This is a genomic window from Bacillus sp. EE-W1 (assembly GCF_009760835.1).
GTDB classification, from domain to species: domain Bacteria; phylum Bacillota; class Bacilli; order Bacillales; family Bacillaceae_G; genus Bacillus_A; species Bacillus_A wiedmannii.
In genome coordinates, this window is the sequence record NZ_WIPE01000073.1 from 51,803 (window position 1) to 58,801 (window position 6,999).

The 6,999-nt window shown below is 35.0% G+C and carries 7 protein-coding genes; 1 reads left to right on the forward strand and 6 read right to left on the reverse strand.

Translation table 11 applies throughout. The annotated features are described in order from the left end of the window. A partial coding sequence (locus tag GFJ36_RS18685) for a VOC family protein (RefSeq protein WP_194956674.1) occupies positions 1–169 on the reverse strand: 169 nt, incomplete at its 3' end. A 119-nt stretch (positions 170–288) separates the two neighbouring features. Further along, complete coding sequence (locus GFJ36_RS18690; RefSeq protein WP_097889941.1) at positions 289–624, reverse strand: hypothetical protein; 336 nt, start codon at positions 622–624, stop codon at positions 289–291. A 135-nt stretch (positions 625–759) separates the two neighbouring features. Between GFJ36_RS18690 and GFJ36_RS18695 the strand changes: the two genes are divergently transcribed. After that, positions 760–1,143, forward strand: coding sequence for a hypothetical protein (locus GFJ36_RS18695; protein ID WP_048544012.1), 384 nt, complete (start codon positions 760–762; stop codon positions 1,141–1,143). Between the two features lie 40 nt (positions 1,144–1,183). Here GFJ36_RS18695 and GFJ36_RS18700 read toward each other — a convergent pair whose 3' ends face one another. The 4 genes from GFJ36_RS18700 to GFJ36_RS29830 form a co-directional block, all read right to left on the reverse strand. Continuing rightward, on the reverse strand, positions 1,184–1,903 hold the full coding sequence (locus GFJ36_RS18700) for a class I SAM-dependent methyltransferase (RefSeq protein ID WP_157349709.1): 720 nt from the start codon (positions 1,901–1,903) through the stop codon (positions 1,184–1,186). A 113-nt stretch (positions 1,904–2,016) separates the two neighbouring features. Beyond that, complete coding sequence (locus GFJ36_RS18705) at positions 2,017–3,723, reverse strand: peptide ABC transporter substrate-binding protein (RefSeq protein ID WP_088608901.1); 1,707 nt, start codon at positions 3,721–3,723, stop codon at positions 2,017–2,019. A gap of 305 nt (positions 3,724–4,028) precedes the next feature. Continuing rightward, a complete protein-coding gene (locus GFJ36_RS18710) occupies positions 4,029–5,735 on the reverse strand; it encodes a peptide ABC transporter substrate-binding protein (protein ID WP_097889905.1) in 1,707 nt (568 codons plus the stop codon). 339 nt (positions 5,736–6,074) lie between these two features. Further along, the coding region (locus GFJ36_RS29830) for an ABC transporter substrate-binding protein (protein ID WP_242016022.1) at positions 6,075–6,999 on the reverse strand (925 nt) is incomplete at its 5' end.

Below are 6,999 nucleotides of genomic sequence, written 5' to 3' on the forward strand. Positions count from 1 at the left end.
ACAAATCAGATGGAGTCTTCTTGCCGAAAAGGATAAACTCATCATTATCACGCATAACCGCAAAGCCATTTCCCCTTGCTCCGCTACAAGTTAAACCGAAATATTTTTCTAAAAACTCTCTAGTAGCTGCTACATCTGAAACTGTTAAATTAAGATGTTTAATTTTCAAACCATCACCATATTTCTTAATTTTCTAACATTTTATCATATAAAGTGAAACTTGAATCAGTGGGGGCCTTACTGCCCGTTAATGCGGGACAAATAAAAAACACGCCTTCACAGCGTGTTTTATTGCTTCACATACACTTCAACAACCGGATTTTCTTTATTATCCGCATGCAAGCGTAAATTCTCTTCACTTGTACTATAAATACTAGCTAATAACATAATCGTTAGCACATTAGGAGTTTTTGCATCGCTTCCGTATTTTCTTTCAAGTGCTTCCTTGTATTCAAACTCCAAATCCCCCTGCACATATGTATACACTTCAAAACCATCTTTTAAATTGCAAACTACTGTATCAATAATATCTGCCCCAACTTGCTTCTTCATTTCCTCTCGCAAAGCTTCAATAAACTCTTCCCACGGTACTTCGTATGTCTGAAACTGATCTGTAGATTTCATTGCCTTTTCCTCCTTATATATCCTTCTCCTATATTTCCCCTTTCCTATAACAATTATGATAGATAGGACATTCGTACAAGCCGCACTTGTCCCCATTACATATCGTATTACTGTAATGGGGAAGGAGGAAAGAACATGCATAGACAAAAATGTTACGATACGTGCCAACGTTATTTCGGTAAAGTCGTTCGAATTGAAGATCGTGATGGTCGCATTCATTTAGGCAAAATAATTGATGTGACAAACAGCTCTGTATGGATTGAACCAGTGCAACAGCGCTCATCTTTTGATACAGGATTTGGATACTATGACGCATATGCAAACGGTGGCTGTGACCTTTGTGGGGGCCTTAGCAGATGTGATAGTTGCGGATTTGGTTGTGGTGGTGGATTCAGCGGCTGTGGATGTGGCGGTCGTGGTTGCGGTAGTTGTGGTGGCTGGGGCGGCGGCGGCTGGGGCGTTGAACTCGGATTTGGTTTCATCTTCGGAATTACATTAGCTGCATTATTTTTCATTTAACATAGTAAAGAGTTGACTAGCTTTAGTCAACTCTCTTTCTTTACTTTTCACATATAAAAATACGATGTCCTAAAATATGTTGGTACATAAGTCGTACATTTTCATGCTGTACCCATGCCTCATACAATTCATTTGGAATATGCGAGGATACATTCCATTCTGGCTCTTCTATATAGCTCGAGATCGTTTCTGCAATTGTACCACCACCAGCAATTGTAATTCTTTTAAAGTTTGCTTTCTGAAATAATTGTACCCACTCACTCTCAGTTAACAGTTCTTTCATCCCGTATAGTTGGGCAATTTTTTCTTCCTCATCCTTATCAATGTGCCTATCAATAATCATTTCAATAACAACAAGCTTACCGTCTTTCTGTAGTACACGATAGCATTCCGAAATAACCTTTTCTTTCTCTGTAAAAGCGAGTATTGACTCTCCGAGTACGAACTCAAATGAGTCATGCAAACATGGTAATTGCTCTACATTTCCTTCAATTAATTGAATATCTATTCCTTCAAACGACCATCTATCTTTCGCCTTTTGAATCATAATCTCATTCTTTTCAACCGCCGTTACTTTATAACCACATTCTTTTGTCATATACGCCGCTGTTTTCCCCGTACCGCAGCCTATCTCAAGGACATTCGCTCTATATTTAAAAGGTAATTGTGCTAACAATTGTTTTGTTAACGTAAAACCACCAGGATGAGCACTCCCTATTCCATAATAAGCCAGGAAATCGATGTAAGTATTTCGTTTCATAAAATTCTCCTTTAAATTTTCTATAATACATATATTCACCCATCAATAAATCGTGCACATAAAAAAAGCATTTCCAAGTGCTATACCGCAACTTGAAAATGCTCTTCTCTTTTTTATTTCTCTTCTACATACGCCCATTTGAAACTATATTCCGGACTAATATTATGTTTCACAATTCCCTTTACATTCGATTTCATAACATATGATTTAGCACTTTGATATAAAGGTACAAGTGCTACATCTTCCTCAAGTAACAATTTCTCTGCCTTCCCTAGCTCTGTCCAACGTTTTTTTGCATCAGCCATCCATTCTGTCTTACCTTTAGTAATAATATCATCATATTTTGAATTTGAGTAGCTCATCTGGTTTTGAGAATTTTTCGTTTCAAACATATCAAGGTACGTCATTGGATCCGCATAATCTGGATTCCAGCCACCATATGAAAAATCATAATCTTGGTCTGATTCTAATTTTAGTTTTTGCTTAAATGGTTGCAATTTAATATTTACTGTCACGCCTTTTAAATTCTTTTCAACTTGATCTTTTACATACTCCCCAACTTTTTTCGCATTACCAGTATCATAATTTAACAATTCAATTGTTACTTGATCTTTTCCAAGCTCTTTTTTCGCTTCTTCCCATGCTGCTGCTGCCTTTTTAGAATCTTGTTTTAAACCATTCTTGAACGTTTCTGCGAAATCTTTACCGTCTGGTCCACTCGCTAAACCTTTTGGTACTAAATAATCCACTGGTTTTGAACCATCATTTAAAATAACATTCGTTAAAGCTTTCTTATCAATGGATAATGCGATTGCTTCACGTAGCTTTTTGCTCTTTAACGGTGTATCTTGCCCACCACGCTTTTGATTTAGACGCAAGTAAAACGTACTTGTTTCTGAATATGCTCCAAATTCCTCTTTATTATTTCTATACTTATCAACAAATTCTCCTGATAAAATTGCGAAATCAATTGCACCTGTATCATATAAATTCACTCTAGTAGCTGGTTCTTTTACTACACTATAGTTAATTTCATCTAGTTTTACAGTCTTTTTATCCCAATACTGCTCATTTTTCTTCAATTTCCAACCTTGCTCATGCTTCCAATCAGTAAGAACAAAAGGTCCGTTATATACTGTTGTATCAGACTCTAAACCGAATTTATTTCCTTTTTCTTTTACGAATTTTTCATTTAATGGATAGTATGACGCAAATGCCATTAAATTCAAGAAATATGGTACTGGTCTTTCTAGTTCAACTTCAAGCGTATGATCATCTACCGCTTTTACACCTAATGTAGCTACTTCTGCTTTTCCTTGATTAATTGTTTCTGCATTTTTAAGATAGTAAGCAATAAATGCATACTCAGCAGCTGTTTTTGGATCTACTAGACGTTGCCATGCAAATACGAAATCTTTCGCTGTTACAGGATCACCATTCGACCATTTTGCATCTTTCCGTAATTTAAATGTATATTTTTTACCATCCTCGCTTTTTGTGCTAGATTCTGCCACAGCAGGGATTGGCTTATTATCTTTATCAAGGCGATATAAACCTTCCATTGTATTCCCTAAAATTTGTGCCCCAAGTGTATCCGTACTTTTTGAAGTGTCCATCGTCGGAATTTCATTCGTTTCTGTACGATTTAACACTTGCTTTGCCGCATATTTAATATCAGATTTCTTCTCTTCTCCACCATTATTAGATGTCGTTGTCGTTTTCTTCTCCCCACCAGAAGATCCAGAACACGCTGTTAACGCCATACTCATCGCTAAAACTGGCACTACAACCGCCGTAAACTTTTTCATCTTTTTCTTCATTCTTGTACCCTCCCCAATTTATATGTACGAAACTAACTTTGAGAGATTTCAAATTTAAATTATCAGAAAATTATTACTAATTATCATTCTACTAATTTTTCGCGATTTGTAAAGTATTTTTAAAGAATATTCATAATAATTAATTTATTTAAATCAATAACAATCTATTACTACTATACGAATTCTCCCCCATCTACTATATGTAAGTACCACTTTTCTTATTCTTCTCTATTTATTTAAATTTAATTGAATAGTAAAAGAGCGTTAAAAAAATAAATAATATATTTTTTTAACGCTCTTTTTTCCTATTTCCCTTCCGTTACATAAGCCCACTTAAAGCTATATTCTGGACTAATGTTATGTTTCACAATTCCTTTTACATTCGGTTTCATTACATACGCTCTTCCTGTTTGATATAAAGGAACTAACCCTGCATCTTCTTCAAGGAATAATTTTTCTGCTTTCCCTAACGTCTCCCAACGTTTCTTCGCATCACTCATTAATTCATTCCCTGATTTTTGTACCATTTCGTCGTATTTTGTATTTGAATAACTCATTTGGTTATATGGGCTCTTCGATTCAAACATATCAATAAATGTCATTGGATCCGCATAGTCTGGACTCCAACCTGCATAAGAAATTTCATAATCTTGTGCAGTCTCTAATTTTAGTTTTTGTTTGAACGGCTGAATTTTTGTATTAATCGTTACACCTTTTAAATTTTTCTCAATTTGATCTTTTACATAATCAGCAATCTTTTTCGCAGTTCCATCATCATAACTTAGTAATTCAATTGTAACTTGATCTTTTCCAAGTTCTTTTTTCGCTGCTTCCCATGCTGCTGCACCTTTTTTCGGATCATATTTCAGACCATTTTTAAATGTATCTTGGAAATCTTTACCGTCTGGTCCTGTCGCCAGCCCTTTTGGAACCAATTGATCCGTTGCTTTTGAACCATTATTTAAAATAACGTTTGCCAGCCCTTTTTTATCAACCGATAATGCGATTGCTTCACGAAGCTTTTTGCTCTTTAACGGTGTATCTTGTCCGTTACGCTTTTGATTTAAACGTAAGAAGAATGTACTTGCTTCTGAATACTCACCGTACTCATCTTTGTTCGATTTATATTTATCTACAAATTCTCCTGATAGTAATGTAAAATCAATTGATCCTGTATCATATAAGTTTACTTTCGTCGCAACTTCTTTTACTACACTATAGTTAATTTCTTCTAATTTCACAGTCTTCTTATCCCAATACTTATCATTTTTCTTTAGCTGCCATCCTTGTTCATGTTTCCATGAAGACATCACGAACGGCCCGTTATACACAGTTGTATCTGCTTCTAAACCGTACTTATCGCCTTTTTCTTTTACGAATTTTTCATTTAACGGATAGTATGACGGGAATGCTAGTAAATTCAAGAAATATGGTACTGGCTTTTCTAATTCTACTTCTAGTGTATAATCATCTACCGCTTTTGCCCCCAAATCTGTTAGAGGTTTTTCACCCTTATTAATTGCTTCTGCGTTTTTAATATAGTAAGCAATAAATGCGTATTCTGACGCTGTATTTTTATCGAGTAAGCGCTGCCATGCAAATACGAAATCTTTCGCTGTTACAGGATCACCATTCGACCATTTTGCATCTTTCCGTAATTTAAATGTATATTTTTTGCCATCCTCGCTTTTCGTACTAGATTCTGCAGCAGCTGGGATTGGCTTATTATCTTTATCCAAACGATATAATCCTTCCATCGTGTTCCCTAAAATTTGTGACCCTAACGTATCAGTAGATTTAGAAGTATCCATCGTCGGAATTTCTTGATTCTCTGTACGATTTAATACTTGTTTTGCTGCGTATTTAATTTCGGATTTGTTCTCTTCCCCACCACCATTAGACGTCGTAGTTGTTTTCTTCTCCCCACCTGATCCAGAACACGCTGTCAACGCCATACTCATCGCTAAAACTGGCGCTACAACCGCCGTGAACTTTTTCATCTTTTTCTTCATTTTTGTACCCTCCCCAATTATATGTACGAAACTAGATTTGAGTAATTTCCTAATAATTAGTTATCAGAAAATTCTTATTAATTAATATTCTACTATTTTTTCTGGTTTTGTAAAGTTATTTTTAAAATATTCTAAAAATTATTCCTTTCACAATAGAAACCTTATATCCATTATTTTTTACATTTAATCTCATAATAAAAAGCATTCCAAAAGTAAAGAATCTACCTTTGGAATGCTCTATTATTTTATCCTTCTATTGTGGACAGCGAGATTCTCAATGCAAGAATAAGATAAGAAACTTGCATATATCCACTTAAAGATAAAACCACTATTTAAAAATTATTTTCCATCTTTTTCAGTCATATATGCCCACTTGAAGCTATACTCTGGGCTAATGTTATGGTGAACGATGCCTTTTGTATTTGGTTTTTGAACGTATGCATCACCACGTTGGTATAAAGGTACAATTGCTACATCTTTCTCAAGAAGCAATTTCTCAGCTTGTCCTAGCTCTTCCCAACGTTTCTTCGCATCGCCCATTAATTCTCCGCCAGCTTTTTTAATCATTTCATCATACTTCTGATCAGAGAAGCTCATTTGGTTATGAGAATGCTTAGACTCAAACATATCTAAGAATGTCATTGGATCCGCATAATCTGGATTCCAACCGCCATATGAAATATCATAATCTTGCTCTGTTTCTAATTTTAGTTTTTGCTTGAACGGCTGAAGTTTAATATTAACTGTTACACCTTTTAAATTCTTCTCGATTTGATCTTTAACATATTCTCCAACTTTTTTCGCATTACCAGTATCATAGTTTAATAGCTCAATTGTAACTTGATCTTTTCCAAGTTCTTTTTTCGCTGCTTCCCATGCAGCAGCTGCTTTTTTCGCATCTGGTTTAATACCGTTTTTAAATGTTTCTTGGAAATCTTTACCGTCTGGTCCAGTTGCTAATCCTTTCGGCACTAAGAAGTCCGCAGGTTTAGATCCATCATTTAAAATAACATTTGCTAAATTTTTCTTATCAATAGAGTAGGCAATTGCTTCACGTAATTTTTGACTCTTTAATGGTGTATCTTGTCCACCACGTTTTTGGTTCATACGAATAAAGTAAGTACTTACTTGTGAATAAGTCCCAAACTCTTCTTTATTGTTTCTATACTTATCAACGAATTCACCTGATAGAAGTGCAAAATCAATTGCATTTGTATCATATAAATTTACTTTTGTAGCTACTTCTTTTACTACACTATAGTTG

What these genes read in the sequence shown, in the direction of transcription:
- GFJ36_RS18700 (WP_157349709.1), bottom strand. Translation starts at nt 1,903, where the DNA reads ATGAAACGAAATACTTACATCGATTTCCTGGCTTATTATGGAATAGGG.
- GFJ36_RS18710 (WP_097889905.1), bottom strand. Translation starts at nt 5,735, where the DNA reads ATGAAGAAAAAGATGAAAAAGTTCACGGCGGTTGTAGCGCCAGTTTTA.
- GFJ36_RS18695 (WP_048544012.1), top strand. Translation starts at nt 760, where the DNA reads ATGCATAGACAAAAATGTTACGATACGTGCCAACGTTATTTCGGTAAA.
- GFJ36_RS18690 (WP_097889941.1), bottom strand. Translation starts at nt 624, where the DNA reads ATGAAATCTACAGATCAGTTTCAGACATACGAAGTACCGTGGGAAGAG.
- GFJ36_RS18705 (WP_088608901.1), bottom strand. Translation starts at nt 3,723, where the DNA reads ATGAAGAAAAAGATGAAAAAGTTTACGGCGGTTGTAGTGCCAGTTTTA.